The sequence below is a fragment of the Erwinia sp. JUb26 genome, assembly GCF_003751505.1.
Lineage (GTDB): Bacteria > Pseudomonadota > Gammaproteobacteria > Enterobacterales > Enterobacteriaceae > Erwinia.
The window spans coordinates 756,228-773,442 of the sequence record NZ_RJVB01000002.1 but is presented as its reverse complement, the minus strand read 5'-3'; the positions used below and the strand labels follow the sequence as shown (position 1 = coordinate 773,442).

General features: G+C 57.2%; 15 protein-coding genes and 1 riboswitch. Of the genes, 10 read left to right on the top strand and 5 right to left on the bottom strand.

Annotated elements, in window-relative coordinates:
* The first annotated feature begins 1 nt into the window (after position 1).
* Entirely contained in the window at positions 2-760 is a 759-nt protein-coding gene (locus EC836_RS08605; RefSeq protein WP_123332047.1) for a DeoR/GlpR family transcriptional regulator, read from the top strand.
* 70 nt (positions 761-830) lie between these two features.
* On the opposite strand, the gene panS is transcribed toward EC836_RS08605, so the two are convergent.
* Together panS and lysC are read right to left on the bottom strand one after the other, a co-directional pair.
* Complete coding sequence (gene panS / locus EC836_RS08600; protein ID WP_123332045.1) at positions 831-1,754, bottom strand: ketopantoate/pantoate/pantothenate transporter PanS; 924 nt, start codon at positions 1,752-1,754, stop codon at positions 831-833.
* A 245-nt stretch (positions 1,755-1,999) separates the two neighbouring features.
* Complete coding sequence (gene lysC, locus EC836_RS08595; protein ID WP_123332043.1) at positions 2,000-3,352, bottom strand: lysine-sensitive aspartokinase 3; 1,353 nt, start codon at positions 3,350-3,352, stop codon at positions 2,000-2,002.
* Positions 3,353-3,445: 93 nt separating this feature from the next.
* Positions 3,446-3,635, bottom strand: a riboswitch (Lysine riboswitch).
* Between the two features lie 391 nt (positions 3,636-4,026).
* Between lysC and pgi the strand changes: the two genes are divergently transcribed.
* From pgi to psiE, 6 genes are all read left to right on the top strand, one after another.
* Positions 4,027-5,670 carry a glucose-6-phosphate isomerase gene (pgi, locus tag EC836_RS08590; RefSeq protein ID WP_123332041.1) on the top strand — a complete coding sequence of 548 codons (1,644 nt, stop codon included), beginning with the start codon at positions 4,027-4,029 and terminating at the stop codon, positions 5,668-5,670.
* Between the two features lie 550 nt (positions 5,671-6,220).
* Positions 6,221-6,499, top strand: a complete 279-nt coding sequence (gene yjbE / locus EC836_RS08585; RefSeq protein WP_123332039.1) for an exopolysaccharide production protein YjbE — start codon at positions 6,221-6,223, stop codon at positions 6,497-6,499.
* Positions 6,500-6,574: 75 nt separating this feature from the next.
* Positions 6,575-7,222 carry a YjbF family lipoprotein gene (locus EC836_RS08580; RefSeq protein WP_123332037.1) on the top strand — a complete coding sequence of 216 codons (648 nt, stop codon included), beginning with the start codon at positions 6,575-6,577 and terminating at the stop codon, positions 7,220-7,222.
* Positions 7,219-7,974: a capsule biosynthesis GfcC D2 domain-containing protein gene (locus EC836_RS08575; protein ID WP_123332035.1), complete on the top strand. Its 756-nt coding sequence runs from the start codon at positions 7,219-7,221 to the stop codon at positions 7,972-7,974. Before EC836_RS08580 ends, EC836_RS08575 begins: the two co-directional genes overlap by 4 nt.
* Entirely contained in the window at positions 7,974-10,067 is a 2,094-nt protein-coding gene (locus EC836_RS08570; RefSeq protein ID WP_123332034.1) for a YjbH domain-containing protein, read from the top strand. The genes EC836_RS08575 and EC836_RS08570 overlap by 1 nt, the downstream gene beginning before the upstream one ends.
* Before the next feature lie 152 nt (positions 10,068-10,219).
* On the top strand, positions 10,220-10,636 hold the full coding sequence (psiE, locus tag EC836_RS08565) for a phosphate-starvation-inducible protein PsiE (protein WP_123332032.1): 417 nt from the start codon (positions 10,220-10,222) through the stop codon (positions 10,634-10,636).
* A gap of 79 nt (positions 10,637-10,715) precedes the next feature.
* Here the strand turns inward: psiE and malG are convergent, their stop codons facing one another.
* The 3 genes from malG to malE are packed head-to-tail and all read right to left on the bottom strand — an operon-like array spanning position 10,716 to position 14,398.
* Positions 10,716-11,606, bottom strand: a complete 891-nt coding sequence (gene malG, locus EC836_RS08560) for a maltose ABC transporter permease MalG (protein ID WP_123332030.1) — start codon at positions 11,604-11,606, stop codon at positions 10,716-10,718.
* 7 nt (positions 11,607-11,613) lie between these two features.
* Complete coding sequence (gene malF / locus EC836_RS08555) at positions 11,614-13,146, bottom strand: maltose ABC transporter permease MalF (protein ID WP_123332028.1); 1,533 nt, start codon at positions 13,144-13,146, stop codon at positions 11,614-11,616.
* A 55-nt stretch (positions 13,147-13,201) separates the two neighbouring features.
* On the bottom strand, positions 13,202-14,398 hold the full coding sequence (gene malE, locus EC836_RS08550; protein WP_123332026.1) for a maltose/maltodextrin ABC transporter substrate-binding protein MalE: 1,197 nt from the start codon (positions 14,396-14,398) through the stop codon (positions 13,202-13,204).
* A 30-nt stretch (positions 14,399-14,428) separates the two neighbouring features.
* Between malE and EC836_RS24585 the strand changes: the two genes are divergently transcribed.
* From EC836_RS24585 to EC836_RS08540, 3 genes are read left to right on the top strand one after another with little or no spacing between them, the layout of a single operon-like run.
* Positions 14,429-14,752 (top strand): hypothetical protein, encoded by a 324-nt coding sequence (locus tag EC836_RS24585; RefSeq protein ID WP_148050356.1) that lies wholly within the window; start codon positions 14,429-14,431, stop codon positions 14,750-14,752.
* The gene (malK, locus tag EC836_RS08545; protein ID WP_123332024.1) at positions 14,730-15,860 is read left to right on the top strand and encodes a maltose/maltodextrin ABC transporter ATP-binding protein MalK; all 1,131 of its coding nucleotides are present in this window, start codon (positions 14,730-14,732) and stop codon (positions 15,858-15,860) included. The genes EC836_RS24585 and malK overlap by 23 nt, the downstream gene beginning before the upstream one ends.
* Before the next feature lie 16 nt (positions 15,861-15,876).
* Entirely contained in the window at positions 15,877-17,160 is a 1,284-nt protein-coding gene (locus EC836_RS08540) for a maltoporin (protein ID WP_123332022.1), read from the top strand.
* Positions 17,161-17,215: the final 55 nt, after the last annotated feature.

Here is a 17,215-nt window from a genome sequence, read left to right as displayed (position 1 = left end):
TTTGAAGCAGACACAGCGTCATGACGCGATTATCGAGCTGGTGCGTCGCCAGGGTTATGTCAGTACCGAAGAGCTGGTGGAGCATTTTGCCGTCAGTCCGCAAACTATCCGCCGTGATTTAAACGATCTGGCCGAGCAGAATAAAATTCATCGCCACCACGGCGGTGCTGCACTGCCGTCCAGCTCGGAAAATACCGCCTGGCAGGATCGCAAAATGATGTGGTCTGCGGAGAAAGCGCGCATCGCCCAGCGAGTTGCCAGCCAGATCCCCGATGGGGCTTCGCTGTTTATCGATATCGGCACCACGCCGGAAGCGGTGGCCCACGCGCTAATGAACCACAGCAATCTGCGCATCGTCACCAACAATCTGAACGTGGCGGTGCTGCTGATGGCCAAGCCCGATTTCCGCCTGATCCTCGCTGGGGGCGAAGTGCGCACCCGCGATGGCGGGATTATGGGTGAGGCAACGCTCGACTATATTTCCCAGTTCCGCCTGGATTACGGCATTTTGGGCATCAGCGGCATCGATCTGGACGGTTCACTGCTGGACTTTGACTACCACGAAGTGCGCACCAAGCGGGCGATTATTGAGAACTCACGCTGCGTGATGCTGGTAGCGGACCACTCCAAGTTTGGCCGTAACGCGATGGTGAATCTGGGCAGCATGAATCTGATTGATTATCTGTTTACCGATGAAGCGCCGCCGCCGGAAATCATGAAAACCATTGAGCAGCATGAGGTGCATCTGGAACTGTGCTGAGCGGGTCAGCGAGGAAAGGGTGCTGAAGCAGGCCACTCTCACCCGGAGAGTGGCCCGTTGTGAAGGGCCGTTACTTCTTCTTGTCTTTGATCGTTTTGCCTGACCAGTAACCGGCCAGCAGCGAACCAGACAGGTTGTGCCAGACCGAGAACAGCGCGCCCGGCAGGGCCGCCAGCGGGGAGAAGTACAGCTTGCCCAGTGTTGCCGCCAGGCCGGAGTTCTGCATCCCCACTTCCAGCGCCAGCGTGCGGCAGGTGGACTCATCGAAGCCAAACAGCTTGCCGCCCCAGTAGCCGCCCAGCAGGCCAATGGCGTTGTGCAGGATCACCGCAATAATCACCACCAGACCAACCGAGCCGATAAAGCTCTGGCTGCCTGCGACCACCGCGCTGATAATCAGCAGAATACAGACCATCGAAAACGCCGGCAGATACGGTTCCACGCGCTTCACCACGCCGTTCAGGGTGTGATGGATAATCAGACCCAGGCCAATTGGTACCACCACGATTTTCACGATGCTGAGCAGCATGCCCACCACATCGACCTGAATATGCGTATCGACGTAGAACTTGGTCAGCAGCGGGGTGGCAAACACGCCCACCAGCGCGGAGACGGAAGAGATGGTCACCGACAGCGCCACATCACCCTTCGCCAGATAGATCATCACGTTTGACGCCGTACCGCTCGCCACGCTGCCCACCAGAATCATCCCGGCAGAAAGATCGGGCGGCATATTAAAGAGTTTGGCCAGCGCCCATGCCGCCAGCGGCATCACCAGATAGTGCAGGAAGGTGCCGGCAATCACCGGGGCCGGGCGGGTCAGCACGCGCTTAAAATCATCCACGTTCAGCGTCACGCCCATGCCGAACATAATCAGCATCAGCAGATAGGTGACGTAAGGCCCGATGCCGGTAAAGGTGGTCGGCGTGTAATAGGCGGCGACGGAGAGCAGGACTGCCCAGAGGGGGAACAGTCGGGTAACAGTAGCAAGCATAGAAAAGCATCCTTTTAACCCCTTGAACTCCCTGGCCGCACCAGCGGAATAAGCCGATCCGAAAATCAGCCGCGATGTTCCGCCAGCCGTCGCTGAGAGGAGAGTGGGGCGTTTATGTTGTGTTATTTACCTGAAAATTTGCCATAGCACAGCCGTACTGACCGGAACGAGGACAATACGGCCCGCCGCATCATAGCATCAAACAAATGGGGTGTCGGGCCAGCCGTGACTGGCCCGATGAGAGGTTACTCGAACAGATTGCGGTGCAGCGCCTGCACCACTTGTTCCGCATCCTGGCCCGGCACCAGGAAGCACAGGTTGTAGCTGCTGGCCCCGTAGCAGATCAGGCGCAGGCTGAACGGCTCAAGCACGCTGAAGACGTCTTTACCGACGCCGCAGGCTTTGGATAGCTCGTTACCGATAATGGCGACCAGCGCCAGATTCTCTTCCACTTCCACGCGGCACAGCGAGGAAAGCTCGGTCAGCAGCGCCTGAGTCAGCAGGCTGTCGCCGGTCGAGGTTGAACCGGTGGTGTCCAGCGTCAGCGCCACGCTCACTTCGGAAGTGGTGATCAGATCGACAGAGATATTGTGGCGCGCCAGGATGTTGAACACCTCGGCGAGGAAGCCACGGGCGTGCAGCATATTCAGGCTGGTCAGCGTTAACAGAGTCTGCTTGCGGCGCAGGGCCAGCGCGCGGAACAGCGGCGGATTCTGGGTTTTGTTGCTCACCATGGTGCCGCCCGCAGACGGATCCTTGCTGGAGCCGACAAACACCGGAATATCGCTACGCACCGCAGGCAGCAGGGTGGCCGGATGCAGAATTTTCGCCCCGAAGGTGGCCATTTCTGAGGCTTCTTCGAAGGTAATCACATCAATGCGTTTCGCGGCAGGCACCACGCGCGGGTCGGTGGTGTAGATGCCCGGAACGTCGGTCCAGATATCCACTCGGGCGGCATGCAGCGCTTCGCCCAGCAGCGCGGCGGTATAGTCGCTACCGCCGCGGCCGAGCGTGGTGGTGCGGCCCTTTTCTTCGCTACCAATAAAGCCCTGAGTGACGATCAGCGCTTCGGCAATACGGGGTTTAAGCTGCGCGGCTGCCAGCTCGGCCAGCGTGGCCACTTCCGGCTCGGCGCGGCCAAAGCGGTCGGTGGTGCGCATCACCTTACGCACGTCAAACCACTCGGCGGTCACCGCGCGCTCGCGCAAAATTTCCACGAACAGCAGGGTAGACATCAGTTCACCGTGGCTAACCAGTTCGTCGGTCAGCGCGGCAGAGGTCGCCAGCGCGGCGCCTTCGGCCAGCGTGGCAATATTGTCCAGCATGCGGTCGATCTCTTCACGGATCACCTGGCTTTGCTGCAGTTCATCCAGAATGGCGTACTGAATACGGCGAATATCGTCCAACAGCGCGGCGCGCTGCTCCAGCGGCTGGCCTTCAGCCAGGGAAACGAGCAAATTGGTGACGCCCGCAGAGGCGGAAAGCACCACCAGACGAACGTCAGGATTGGATAACACCACATCGGCGCTGCGGTTCATAGCGGCAAAGTCGGCAACGCTGGTGCCGCCAAATTTCGCCACGATCAGATTTTGAGACATTACGATGACTACCTTCGTGTCAGGATTTATTCCATCAGCTTGGCACAAGGTAAGGGCAGGAAAGGGATATAGCGTAGAGCAAGCCGCTACGCGTCACCCAGAAGCGCCCCACCTCGCCGCCCGACTACCGGACGTTGCTGGTGACAACCCAGAGGATTCAGCCCCTGCAGTCGATACGCCCCACTCCGCGTGGTTTATACCTCGGCGTCGCTCCCCCTGATGTGTTATCTACGGATACGGATCCTCAAACACACTGCCTGGGCGACGCGCCTCTTCTGGCTTGCGCGCAGATGCACGCGTTATTCAGGCGTGTAGAAATATCGGGTTATGTCGCTGGTGTCAACGCCGGGAGGCTGATGATTATTCATTTTCCTTATTACCCCGGTCGTATCAATCTTACTAATCATCCGCGGCTAAAAAAGCGCCGTCGATTGACGCCGGGGGCATTTATAAGCACGGTACGGGCTGTAAATTTTTTTCTTTCATCGTCATACTGAAATGCTTAGTGTGAATCATCCTCACCGACAGAATGCGAAATAGCGCCCGGGCAAACCGCAGTTTTTCCGCTGTTGATAGCCGAAACCTGTTACAGGAAAAGGGGAGACGATCCCCGCAAACAGGTACGATGTTGTCCGGTCTGATTTACGATTCTTAAATAAAAAGAGTGTGTTGCTATGAAAAATATCAATCCGACACAAACCGCTGCCTGGCAGGCTCTGCAGCAGCATTTTGAACAAATGAAAGACGTTCAGATTGCTGACCTTTTCGCCAGGGATAACAACCGGTTTGCCACGTTCTCTGCGACCTTTGACGACCAGATGTTGGTCGACTTCTCCAAAAACCGCATCACCGCTGAAACGCTCAGCAAGCTGCAGGCGTTGGCCAAAGAAACCGACCTGCAGGACGCCATCAAATCGATGTTCTCCGGCGAGAAAATCAACCGTACTGAAGATCGCGCCGTGCTGCACGTTGCGCTGCGTAACCGCAGCAACACCCCAATTGTGGTCGATGGCAAAGATGTGATGCCGGAAGTTAACGCGGTGCTGGCGAAGATGAAAAGCTTCTCCGAACGCATCATCGGCGGTGAGTGGAAAGGCTTTACCGGTAAAGCGATCACCGACGTGGTGAATATCGGTATCGGCGGTTCTGACCTCGGCCCGTTTATGGCCACCGAAGCGCTGCGCCCGTATAAAAACCATCTGAAAATGCACTTCGTTTCCAACGTTGACGGCACGCATATCGCCGAAACGCTGAAGGGCCTGAGCCCGGAAACCTCCCTGTTCCTCGTGGCGTCTAAAACCTTCACCACTCAGGAAACCATGACCAACGCCCATAGCGCGCGCGACTGGTTCCTGACTTCAGGCGAGCAGGGCGACGTGGCGAAACACTTCGCGGCGCTGTCGACCAACGGACAGGCGGTGGCGGAGTTCGGTATTGATACCGACAACATGTTTGAGTTCTGGGACTGGGTGGGCGGCCGCTATTCACTGTGGTCGGCGATTGGCCTGTCGATCGTACTGTCCATCGGCTTCGATAACTTCGAGAAGCTGCTGAGCGGTGCACACGCCATGGACCGCCACTTCGCCGATACGCCGGTGGAGAAAAACCTGCCGGTGCTGCTGGCGTTGATTGGTATCTGGTACAACAACTTCTTCGGCGCTGAAACCGAAGCGATTCTGCCGTACGATCAGTACATGCACCGCTTTGCGGCTTACTTCCAGCAGGGCAACATGGAGTCCAACGGTAAGTACGTTGACCGCAGCGGCAACCCGGTTTCCTACCAGACCGGTCCGATTATCTGGGGCGAGCCGGGCACTAACGGCCAGCATGCCTTCTACCAGCTGATTCACCAGGGCACCAAGATTGTGCCATGCGACTTTATCGCCCCGGCGATCTCGCATAACAAACTGGGCGATCACCACAGCAAGCTGCTGTCTAACTTCTTCGCTCAGACCGAAGCGCTGGCGTTTGGCAAGTCACGCGACGTGGTGGAAAAAGAGTTTGCCGATGCCGGTAAAGCCGCCAGCGCCGTTGAGCACGTGGTGCCGTTCAAGGTGTTTGAAGGCAACCGTCCAACCAACTCCATCCTGCTGCGCGAAATCACCCCGTACAGCCTGGGTGCGCTGATTGCCCTGTACGAGCACAAGATCTTCACTCAGGGCGCCATTCTGAACATCTTCAGCTTCGATCAGTGGGGCGTGGAGCTGGGTAAACAGTTGGCTAACCGCATTCTGCCGGAGCTGGAAGATGCGAAAGACGTCGACAGCCACGACAGCTCGACCAACGGCCTGATCAACCGCTATAAAACCTGGCGTTAATTTTCGTATTCAGTGCTAAAACCCCCGGTTTTTCGGGGGTTTTTTATGGGCAAATGAAAGCTGTTTTACACAGTCGCTCACTGTCGTTTCCCCGTATTGCCCCCTCAATCTCGCCTTTTCCTGCTCCACTGCCCTGAGGTTTTTCCTGAAAACAGCGAAAGTTCATCCCGTATGGGTGAGATTAATCCTAAAAAAATCGCGTCAGAATGGATTACTTCACTGAATTACTTGAGAAAAAAACGGCAATAACACCATGATTTAAAACATTTTTGTTTATCTTTAGCCTGTTTGAAAATACGATATTACACTCTGCGCCTGTTTTAACGGCATAGTGCTGGTTTTTAGTACAAATCAGCATTATGTTCTGCCCATGGTGCTTGATGGCATGTTACAAACTTGAAAATATCTTTTTCTAAAAAATAGAAGTGTAAAAAACTATTTTATCAATACCTGGAACGGGCGCTGATTTCTGGGAGTTATTTCCCCATAATGAAGATGCCAGGAACCATCCAGGCCCTGGTGTCCATTCATACTGTGAAGGGAAAGTGTAATGAAAAAAGTCTTATGTGCTACTGCAGCCATACTGTACTTAGCAACCGCTTCAGCTGCTTTCGCCGCTCCTGGCGATGTCGCTGCAACAACAACTGCGACTGACACCACTGGCGGCACCGCTGCTGGTGTTGAAGCGGCAGCACTGTCTGCTGGCGCATCTACTGCCATCGGTATCGGTGCGGTAGCGGCGTTTGCAGGTGTTGCGCTGGCTGCGTCAGGCGGCGGCGATGGTTCCAACACCGGAACCACGACCACCACGACCACCAGAACTCGCTAAGTATCAACATTAAACATAACCACACGAAAGTGTGGTTATTTTCACACTGCTTTCTTTAGCTCAGGGATCCCACTGGTGCGAAACCTACCATTGCTGCTGCTTTGCCTGTTGCTTCAGGCCTGTACACAAACTCAAAAAGGATTGGGTGAAACCTTTAAGCTGGCTGTGCTCGGCGAAGACGACATTCAGTTAACCAATCAACAGATCGCTAAAATTCCCTACGCCAGCATGTATCTGCGCCTTAACGGCGGTCAGCAAATCTTCGTGGTGATGGGCTTTAGCGAAGATGGTCAGCAGAAATGGATCACTCAGGATCACGCGACGGTGGTCACGCAAAGCGGCCGCTTGGTGAAAACCCTGGGCCTGACGGATAACCTCAACGAGGTGACCAATCTGCAACAGGATCCGCTGCGCGATGCGCTGCGCCTGACGGACGGCGCCGGCTGGACTCGCGTGATGAGCTGGACGGAAAAAGGCCAGCTGCGCACCGGCACCGCGGTCTCTCACTTCACCCGCCTGAAAGATGAAGTCCTGCAGCTGGGCGGCCGTCAGGTTGCCAGCCGCGTCTGGCAGGAAGAGGTCGAGCTGACGGAGAGTGGTAAAACCTGGCGCAACACCTTCTGGGTGGATACCTCGAGCGGACAGGTACGCCAGGCCGTGCAAATGTTGGGAGCGGACTACTTCCCTGTGGCAACCACTATTCTGAAGCCTGCGAAACCATGAAAAAAATCACAACTCTTCTCGCAGGGATAGTGGCATCGCTGTCGCTGCAGGCCATGGCGGACAGCCAGGTCACGGTGTTTTATCCGGGGCAGTCGCAAACTGCCGTCGTCAGCCACGCGGAAAATCTGGCACAGCTGGTCGCCAGCCCGGCGCTGCAGGGAAAAACCTGGTGGCCCGGTACGGTGATCGGCGAAAAGCTGGCCACGGCGGTGGCGCTTCGCCAGCAGCAGGAACTGGTCGCTCGCTTACAGGTGTGGCGCGATAACCTGCGCAGCGATAACGATCTGGCCGAAGCCGCGGTGGTCGACAATGTCCGCCAGCAGGTTGCCTCGCTGAAGGTGACCGGGCGCCAGCTGGTCAACCTCGATCCCGACTGGGTACGTACCCGACCGCAGGCCAATCGCCGCCTGGTCGGAGAATACAGCGTTTATACCGTCGCTAAACCGACCTCGGTCAGACTGGCCGGCGCCGTCGATGGTGCGGGCACCACGCCGTGGGTTGCCGGACGCCCGGTAGCGGATTATCTCGACTCACGCGCGCATCAAAGCGGCGCAGAGCGCAACGTGGCGCTGGTAATCTCCCCGGCCGGTGAGGTAACTGAGGTTCCCGTTGCCTACTGGAATCGCCGCCACGTTGAGCTGGAGGCGGGCAGCACTATCTTTATTGGTTTCTCATCCTGGGCGCTGCCGAGCGACCTTGCCGACCTTAACCAGCAGATCGTTTCTGTTTTGACGCACCGGATCCCTGACTGATGAAAAAACGTTATCTTCTCAGCCTGCTTTCATTTTCCGTTGCCTGTGCCTGCCAGGTTCAGGCGGCTTCCTATCCCGAGCCGGTTGGACCCTCGCAGTCCGACTTCGGCGGTATTGGCCTGCTGCAGGTGCCAACGGCGCGTATGGCCAAAGAGGGCGAATTCAGCCTGAACTACCGCTATAACGACCAGTACCGCTTTTACTCCACCTCGCTGCAGTTGTTTCCATGGCTGGAGGCTACAGTACGTTATACAGACGTCAGAACTCGTTTGTATAACCCTGTTGAAAGTTTTAGCGGACATCAGACGTATAAAGATAAAGCCTTCGATCTGAAACTGCGTCTTTGGGAAGAGGGCTTCTGGCTGCCGGAAGTCTCTGTGGGCAAGCGGGATATCGGCGGTACCGGCCTGTTTGACAGCGAATACGTGGTGGGCACCAAGGCCTGGGGGCCGTTTGACTTCACCCTTGGCGTCGGCTGGGGCTATCTCGGCAACAGCGGCAACGTCACCAACCCGTTCTGTACCGCCAGTGAAAAGTACTGCTACCGCTCTGAAGGCAACGGGTCGGCGGGATCGATAAGCCTGGGCGATTCCTTTAAGGGCCCGATGGCGGTATTCGGCGGGATTGAATACCAGACCCCGTGGCAGCCGCTGCGCCTGAAAATGGAATATGAAGGCAACGACTATCAGGGCGATTATGCCGGCAAGCTGGAGCAGAGAAGCAAGGTTAACGTCGGTGCCATCTACCGGATTACCGACTGGGCGGACGTCAACGTCAGCTACGAGCGCGGCAATACCTTTATGGCCGGCTTCACCCTGCGCACCAACTTTAACGAGCTGACCCAGCCGCACCTTGATACGCCGAAGAAAGCCTACGATCCGCAGCCGCAGGGCCGCTTCCTTGATTCGACGGTGACCGCCAGCCAGCTGACCGACCTGAAGTACAACGCCGGCTTTGACGCGCCGCATATTCAGCTGAAGGGCGATACGCTGTACGCCAGCGGCGAGCAGACCAAGTATCGTGATAACCAGGAAGCGGTTGAGCGCGCCAACGTCATTCTGGCCAATCATCTGCCGGCAGGCGTGAAGACCATTGAGCTGACCGAACAGCGTCAACATATGCCGCAGGTGACCACCAAAACCGACGTGGCCAGCCTGCAGCGCCAGCTGGAAGGCTACCCGCTGGGGCGTGAAGAGACGCTGCAGCAGCAGCGGATCAACCCGGTTGCCCCGGAGCACACCGAACAGGGTTACTTTATTGATGGCCGACGCCTCGATTATGGTTTGGCACCTGTTCTGAGCCAATCATTTGGTGGCCCGGAAAGCTTCTACATGTACCAGATTGGCGTCATGGCTAATGCCAATCTTTGGGCCACCGAGCACCTGCTGCTCGACGGCAGCCTGTTCTTTAACGTGGTGAATAACTACGACAGATTTAATTTTAATGGTCTGCCGGGTGACTCTACATTACCTCGTGTACGTACCCACATTCGTCAGTACGTTGAAAACGACGTCTACGTGAACAACCTGCAGGCCAACTACATGCACTACCTGGGCGGTGATTTCTACGGCCAGGTGTACGGTGGTTATCTGGAAACCATGTACGGCGGAGCCGGTGGTGAACTGCTGTATCGTCCTCTGGATTCCAGCTGGGCGGTGGGCGTCGATGCCAACTACGTGAAGCAGCGTGACTGGGACAATATGATGAAGTTCACCGACTACAGCGCGAAAGTCGGCAACCTCACCGTCTACTGGCAGCCGACGTTTATCGATCAGGTGCTGGTGAAGGCCAGCGTCGGTCAGTACCTCGCCGAGGATAAAGGCGTGACGCTGGATGTTTCTAAACAGTTCGACAGCGGCGTCAGAGCGGGCGTCTACGCAACCAAAACCAACGTCTCGTCGAAAGACTACGGCGAGGGTGACTTCACCAAGGGCTTCTATATCTCGGTGCCGATGGATCTGTTCAGTATTCGCCCAACCCGCAGCCGCGCAAACATCAACTGGACACCGTTGACGCGTGATGGCGGCCAGCAGCTGGGACGTAAGTACGAGCTGTATGATATGACTACCGACCGCGATCGCAATTTCCACTAACTGCACGCGCGATAGATAAAGGGCCGTTAACCGGCCCTTTATCTTTTTCATATCTAAATCCAGAATCCACTATCTTGTGATCTGCATCACACTAAAGCATAGTGTTATCTGTCGGCATATCCGACAGATAACAACTATTTAGAGGTGTGAACATGACTCCCCCCGTACGAAATACTCCGGCCACCCGTCTGGCCTTTGCACTACAGATGGTGCTGAACGCTGGCCTGATTGCGCTGGCCGTTATCCTGGTGATCTTCCTCGGCAAGGAGACGATTCATCTGGCGAACGTCCTGCTGAACACCGGGGAGCAGACGTCGTCGTATCTGCTGATTGAAGGCATCGTGATCTATTTTCTCTATTTCGAGTTTATCGCGCTGATCGTCAAATACTTCCAGTCGGGCTACCACTTCCCGCTGCGCTACTTTGTCTATATCGGCATTACTGCGATTATCCGCCTGATCATCGTCGATCATAAAAACCCGTTCGATACCCTGGCCTACTGCCTGGCGATTCTGATCCTGGTGGTTACGCTATGGCTGGCGAACAGCAACCGGTTGAAGCGTGAATAAAAAAACAGGCGGCCGTCGGGCCGCCTGAAACACAGGATGTAACGAAGCAAAAAACAGCAGCAGTGGCAAATAAATCGGACTAGCCCTTCACGCCCCCGGCGGTTAAGCCGTTAACCAGCCAGCGTTGAGCGATAATAAACACCAGGGTAATCGGCAGCGCCGACAGCACGGCGGCCGCGGCAAAATCACCCCATAAATAGTTCTGCGGATTGAGATACTGCTGCATTCCCACCGCCAGCGTGTAGCTGTTCACGTCGCGCAGCAGCAGCGACGCCACCGGCACTTCGGTAACGGCCGCAATAAACGACAGAATAAATACCACCGCCAGAATCGGCACCGACAGCGGCAGCAGGATCAGACGGAATGCCTGCCACGACGTGGCACCGTCCAGCGCCGCCGCCTCTTCCAGCGAGCCGTCAATCGTTTCGAAATAGCCCTTAATCGTCCACACGTGCAGCGCAATCCCACCAAGGTAGGCGAAGATCAGACCCGCGTGGGTATTCAGCCCGATAAACGGCAGATACTGTCCCAGCCTGTCGAACAGCGCATAGAGCGCCACCAGCGACAGCACCGCCGGGAACATCTGGAAAATCAGCATCCCTTTCAGCAGGCTGGACTTGCCGCGAAAGCGCATGCGGGCAAAGGCATAGGCGCAGGTGGTGGAGAGGGCGACAATGCCGACCGCGCTGATGGCCGCTACCTTAATTGAGTTCCACAGCCACAGCAGCACCGGAAACGGCGGCGGCGTCACGCTGCCGTTTTCATGCACCACCGGAATACCCAGCGCCAGCTTCCAGTGGTCCCAGGAAATATGCTCCGGCAGCAGTGAGCCGATGGCGTAGTTGCCCGGGCGCAGCGAGATAGCCAGCACCATCAGCAGCGGATACATAATGACGGCCACAAAGCTCAGCAGCAGCAGATGGCTGAACAGCAGGCGCAGTTTCTGCGATTTCGGTTGTACGATAGCCATGTTTACCTCAGTCGACTTTAATGCGGGTGGCTTTGAGATTCAGCACGGCCAGTCCGCCTACCAGCAGGAAAATCAGCGTAGCAATCGCTGCAGCCAGGCCGAAGTCCTGCCCGCCGCCGCCTTCAAAGGCGATGCGCCAGGTATAGCTGACCAGCAGGTCGGTATAGCCCGCCGGCGTGGTGGTGCCAAGACGGTCCGGTCCGCCGTTGGTCAGCAGCTGGATCAGCACGAAGTTGTTAAAGTTAAAGGCAAAGCTGGCGATCATCAGCGGTGCCAGCGGCTTCAGCAGCAGCGGCAGCGTGATGCGGAAGAAGTTCTGTACCGTGGTGGCACCGTCCAGCGCCGAAGCCTCATACAGGTCGTCCGGAATCGCCTTCAGCAGCCCCATACAGAGGATCATCATGTAGGGATAGCCAAGCCAGGTATTCACCACCACCAGCATGCTGCGCGCCAGCGTCGGGTCACTGAACCAGGCGGGCTTCAGGCCAAACAGGGCGTTGAGCATGATGTTGATTTCACCGAAGCTCTGGTTAAACAGCCCCTTGAAAATCAGAATAGAGATAAAGGCCGGTACCGCATAGGGCAGGATCAGCAGCAGACGATACACCGCACGCCCCTTTAACGCCTCCCACTGCATCAGACAGGCCAGCACCATTCCGACGGCCGTGGTCAGGATCACGGTCAACAGCGCGAACACAATCGTCCAGATAAAGATGCCGATAAACGGTTTCTGAATGCCGTCGTCGGTCATCACGCGCAGGAAGTTTTTCCAGCCGATGCTCACCGTGTAGCCGGGGCTGAGACGCTCGCCGCTCCACTGCTGGCTGGCATCCTTCGCCTGATAGAAACCAATCTCATCGTTCGGCCAGTAAACCGTGCCGGTTTGCTGATTGGCCAGGCTGCCGTCCGCCGCCAGCTTATACAGCGGCTGCGTGCCGGAAAACTGGCGCAGCGAGCTCATCCGCACGCTGCTACCGTCGGGCAGGGTGGCGGTAATCAGCCCCAGCGCCTGGCGGTTCTGCGTCACGACGCGCAGCATCGCGCGTTCGCCCTGAGGGGTTTCCGCGCTCTCTTTCAGCGTCAGGGTTTGTGGCGTTTTATCATCGAAGCTGAACGGCTCGGAGAGATAGCCGGGCTTGCCGTCGGCGGTCAGCTGCAGGACCCACTGATTGCCCTGCGGCCACAAATTGAAGTTATAGCGCTCTCCCGCCTGATACTGGCGGTCCAGCAGCACCGTCTGCGCCCGTTCAAAGGTCAGCTGATTGGTACTGCTGTAGTTGGTAAAGGAAATGGCGATGGTCGCCGCCAGCGGGAAGAGGACAAACAGCGCCATGCCCGCCAGTCCCGGATAGACATAACGCCAGGCGCTGGCCCGACGCTGAGCAAAAATCACCAGCCCAACGCTGAGTACAATCAGCGTCAGCGCGGCGAACAACACTTCACCCTGCGCATACATCAGCACCACGAGGTAGCCGGTAAACAGCGCAAACAGGGTAACGATCAGCCACTTCAGGCCATGCTTACCGGCAACGTTCGCCATAGAAATTCCTTACAGCAGCGGCGGGCGCTTCCGCCCGCCTGGCAGACAACGGGGATTATTTAGTGATACGCGCCTGGGCGTCCTTCAGCGCGGCATCAACCGTCTGACGGCCGTTGATCGCGTTCAGCACCGCGGTGCGTTCCGCGTACCAGAATGCGCTCATCTGCGGCACGTTTGGCATCACTTCACCCTTCTGCGAGTTCTCCATGGTGGCGGCAATCTTCGGATCCTTCGCCAGCTTCTCCTGCATCGATTTCAGCGCCACCGCGCCCAGCGGCTTATCGGCATTGACCTTCGCCAGTCCGTCATCGGTCAGCAGGTAGTTTTCCAGGAACTCTTTCGCCAGCTCCTTATTCGGGCTGGCGGCATTAATGCCCGCGCTCAGCACGCCCACGAACGGTTTCGACGGCTGGCCTTTGAAGGTCGGCAGCAGGGTCACGCCGTAGTTAATCTTCGCGCTCTCGATATTGCCCCACGCCCACGGACCGTTGATGGTCATCGCGGTTTCGCCCTTGTTAAAGGCCGCTTCGGCAATGGCAAAATCGGTATCGGCATTCAGGTGCTTGTTCTTAATCAGATCGACGAGGAACTGTAATCCTTCCTGCGAGCCTTTATTCGCCACGCCAACATCCTTCAGGTCATAGCTGCCGTCGGCGAGTTTCTTGAAGGCGTAACCGCCGTTGGCGGCGGTGAGCGGCCAGGTGAAGTACGGTTCCTGCAGGTTAAACATGATGGCGCTTTTGCCTTTGGCCTTGAGCTTTTTATCCAGCGCCGGGATCTCTTCCCAGGTTTTTGGCGGCTCGGGCAGCAGGTCCTTGTTGTAAATCAGCGACAGCGCTTCGGCGGCGATCGGATAGCCGATCAGCTTGCCGTTATAGCGCACCGCGTCCCAGGTGAAGGGATAGAGCTTGTCCTGGAAGGCTTTATCTGGGGACACTTCGGCCAGCAGGCCGGACTGGGCATAGCCGCCGAAGCGATCGTGCGCCCAGAAAATAATATCCGGGCCGTCACCGGTGGCCGCCACCTGCGGGTACTTCTCTTCCAGCTTGTCCGGATGCTCTACCGACACTTTGATACCGGTATCCTGCTCAAACTTCTTACCAACTTCCGCCAGGCCGTTATAGCCTTTATCGCCGTTAATCCAGATAACCAGCTTGCCTTCTTCAATCTTTGCCTGCGCCAGCGCAGGGAGTAACAGGCTGGAAAGGGTACACAGCAGCAGTGTTTTACTCGCTAATCTGAACTTCGCCATTATTCGTTCCTCTAAGGGTATGAAGTCGGGATGTGGATGCAGTCTGCTGTTAAGCAAGGGGAACTGCGTCATCCCCGGCTCTACTCCCCCCAATCACTTTCTGTGATCGAACTAGCAAAAAATCCATTTCTGCGTTCCCGGCCACAAAAAACACCCATTATTTTTGCCAGTGACGTCACGAAATTCGCCTGCCGACCCAATGACGGATGTCGGGTGCGTTTTTCTCATCCTCCTTTCTCCTCCCCCATAAAAAATCCAGCGGTGGAGGAGTTACCTTGCCGCGCGCTGCCGCACACTCCGGCCATCAACAGTCAGTGGACGGGAGAAGCGGATGGCCAGCGTAGTGCTGAATAATGTCACCAAAGCATGGGGTGACGTGGTGGTATCAGATGCGATTGACCTGACGATTGCCGAAGGGGAGTTCGTGGTATTCGTGGGGCCGTCGGGCTGTGGCAAATCAACGCTGCTGCGCATGATTGCCGGGCTGGAGGAGATTACCTCGGGCGAGCTGCTGATCGGCGATCGGCGAATGAATGATGTTCCTCCCGCCGGGCGCGGCGTCGGCATGGTGTTCCAGTCCTACGCCCTGTATCCCCATCTTTCCGTCGCGGAAAATATGTCCTTCGGCCTCAAGCTGGCCGGCGTGGCGAAAGCCGAAATCCAGCAGCGGGTGAATAAAGTGGCCGAGGTCCTGCAGCTGGCCCACCTGCTGGACCGGCAGCCAAAGGCGCTCTCCGGCGGCCAGCGCCAGCGCGTGGCGATCGGCCGTACGCTGGTGGCGGAACCGCAGGTGTTTTTGCTCGACGAACCGCTGTCCAACCTGGATGCCGCGCTGCGTGTTCAGATGCGCATTGAGATCTCCCGCCTGCACAAGCGCCTGCAGCGCACGATGATTTACGTCACCCACGATCAGGTCGAGGCGATGACCCTCGCCGACAAAATCGTGGTACTGGAAGGGGGGCGCATTGCCCAGGTTGGTAAACCGCTTGAGCTTTACCACTATCCCGCTAACCGCTTCGTCGCCGGATTTATCGGCTCGCCAAAGATGAATTTCCTGCCGGTCAAAGTCACCGCCACCGCCATCGACCAGGTGCAGGTGGAGCTGCCGAATCGTCAGCAGATCTGGCTGCCGGTAGACAGCGCTGACGTCCAGCCCGGTAGCAATATGTCGCTCGGCATTCGTCCCGAACATCTGCTGCCCAGCGACGTCGCCGACGTCAGTCTTTCCGGCGTGGTGCAGGTCGTCGAACAGCTTGGCCACGAAACCCAGATCCATATCCAGATCCCCGCCCTGCGTCAGAACCTGGTGTACCGCCAGAATGACGTGGTGCTGGTAGAAGAAGGTGCCCATTACGCCATCGGCCTGCCGCCGCAGCGCTGCCATCTTTTCCGTGAAGATGGAAGTGCCTGCCGTCGGCTGCATCAGGAACCGGGTGTAGAAGCACTCCAGCTAAAGCAGTGATAACAGGAGCACAATAATGATTAAGCTGAAATATCCTCTGGCAGTGGCCATTGCGATGGCCATCTCCGGCCAGGCGGCAGCGGTTGATTTTAAAGGCTATGCGCGTTCGGGTATCGGCTGGACCGGTAGCGGCGGCGAGCAGCAGTGTTTTCAGGCGACCGGTGCCAACAGCAAATACCGTCTGGGTAACGAATGTGAAACCTATGCGGAGCTGAAACTGGGTCAGGAACTGTGGAAAGAAGGTGACAAGAGCTTCTACTTCGATACCAACCTGGCATATGCCGTTTCTCAGCGTTCAGATTTCGAAAGCGTCGACCCGGGCTTTCGTGAGGTGAACATTCAGGGTAAAAACCTGATCGACTGGCTGCCAGGTTCTACCCTGTGGGCCGGTAAGCGTTTCTACCAGCGTCACGATGTTCATATGATCGACTTCTACTACTGGGACATCTCCGGTCCGGGTGCAGGTGTGGAAAACATCGATCTGGGCGCGGGTAAACTGTCCATGGCGGTGACCCGCAACGGTGAAGCGGGCGGCTCCTACGGCTTTATCGATAACCAGCAGAAACAGGTTCCGACCGTTAACGACACCTTCGACGTGCGCGTGGCCGAGCTGAACGTGAACCCGGGCGGCGTGCTGGAGCTGGGCGTTGACTACGGTCGCGCTAACGTGCAGGACGGCTATTCTCTGGCGGACGGCGCCACCAAAGATGGCTGGATGGTGACGGGTGAACATACCCAGACCATCTACAACGGCTACAACAAGTTTGTCGTGCAGTACGCCACCGATGCGCTGACCTCCCAGCGTAACGGCCGCTCGGAAGGTTCGAGCATCGATAACAACGGCCATATGCTTCGCGTCATCGACCACGGTGCGCTGGACTTTAACGACAAGTGGGGCCTGATGTACGTCGCGATGTTCCAGGACCTGGATCGCGACAATAAAAACGGCACCACCTGGTACACCGCCGGCGTGCGCCCGATGTACAAATGGACGCCGATCATGAGCACCCTGCTGGAAGTGGGCTACGACAACGTCAAGTCGCAGGAAACCGGCGAGCGCAACAGTCAGTATAAAGTGACTCTGGCCCAGCAGTGGCAGGCCGGTGACAGCATCTGGTCGCGCCCGGCGATCCGCGTGTTTGCTACCTACGCCAAGTGGGATGAGAAATGGGGTTACGCCACCTCTGACGATACCGGATACACCTCCGGCACCGCCTACAGCGATACCAGCGCCAAAACCTTCAGCCGCGGCAACGACGATGAAGTCAGCTTCGGCGTGCAGATGGAAGCCTGGTGGTAACAGTCAGTCGCGGGTGGGCCAGCTCAGGCCCGCCCGAATCTCTTTAGCCCCGAAA

Excerpts from the sequence above, each read along its gene's own strand:
- panS (WP_123332045.1), bottom strand. The coding sequence starts at position 1,754 with ATGCTTGCTACTGTTACCCGACTGTTCCCCCTCTGGGCAGTCCTGCTC.
- lysC (WP_123332043.1), bottom strand. The coding sequence starts at position 3,352 with ATGTCTCAAAATCTGATCGTGGCGAAATTTGGCGGCACCAGCGTTGCC.
- pgi (WP_123332041.1), top strand. The coding sequence starts at position 4,027 with ATGAAAAATATCAATCCGACACAAACCGCTGCCTGGCAGGCTCTGCAG.
- yjbE (WP_123332039.1), top strand. The coding sequence starts at position 6,221 with ATGAAAAAAGTCTTATGTGCTACTGCAGCCATACTGTACTTAGCAACC.
- EC836_RS08575 (WP_123332035.1), top strand. The coding sequence starts at position 7,219 with ATGAAAAAAATCACAACTCTTCTCGCAGGGATAGTGGCATCGCTGTCG.
- EC836_RS08570 (WP_123332034.1), top strand. The coding sequence starts at position 7,974 with ATGAAAAAACGTTATCTTCTCAGCCTGCTTTCATTTTCCGTTGCCTGT.
- psiE (WP_123332032.1), top strand. The coding sequence starts at position 10,220 with ATGACTCCCCCCGTACGAAATACTCCGGCCACCCGTCTGGCCTTTGCA.
- malG (WP_123332030.1), bottom strand. The coding sequence starts at position 11,606 with ATGGCTATCGTACAACCGAAATCGCAGAAACTGCGCCTGCTGTTCAGC.
- malF (WP_123332028.1), bottom strand. The coding sequence starts at position 13,146 with ATGGCGAACGTTGCCGGTAAGCATGGCCTGAAGTGGCTGATCGTTACC.
- malE (WP_123332026.1), bottom strand. The coding sequence starts at position 14,398 with ATGGCGAAGTTCAGATTAGCGAGTAAAACACTGCTGCTGTGTACCCTT.
- EC836_RS24585 (WP_148050356.1), top strand. The coding sequence starts at position 14,429 with ATGTGGATGCAGTCTGCTGTTAAGCAAGGGGAACTGCGTCATCCCCGG.
- malK (WP_123332024.1), top strand. The coding sequence starts at position 14,730 with ATGGCCAGCGTAGTGCTGAATAATGTCACCAAAGCATGGGGTGACGTG.
- EC836_RS08540 (WP_123332022.1), top strand. The coding sequence starts at position 15,877 with ATGATTAAGCTGAAATATCCTCTGGCAGTGGCCATTGCGATGGCCATC.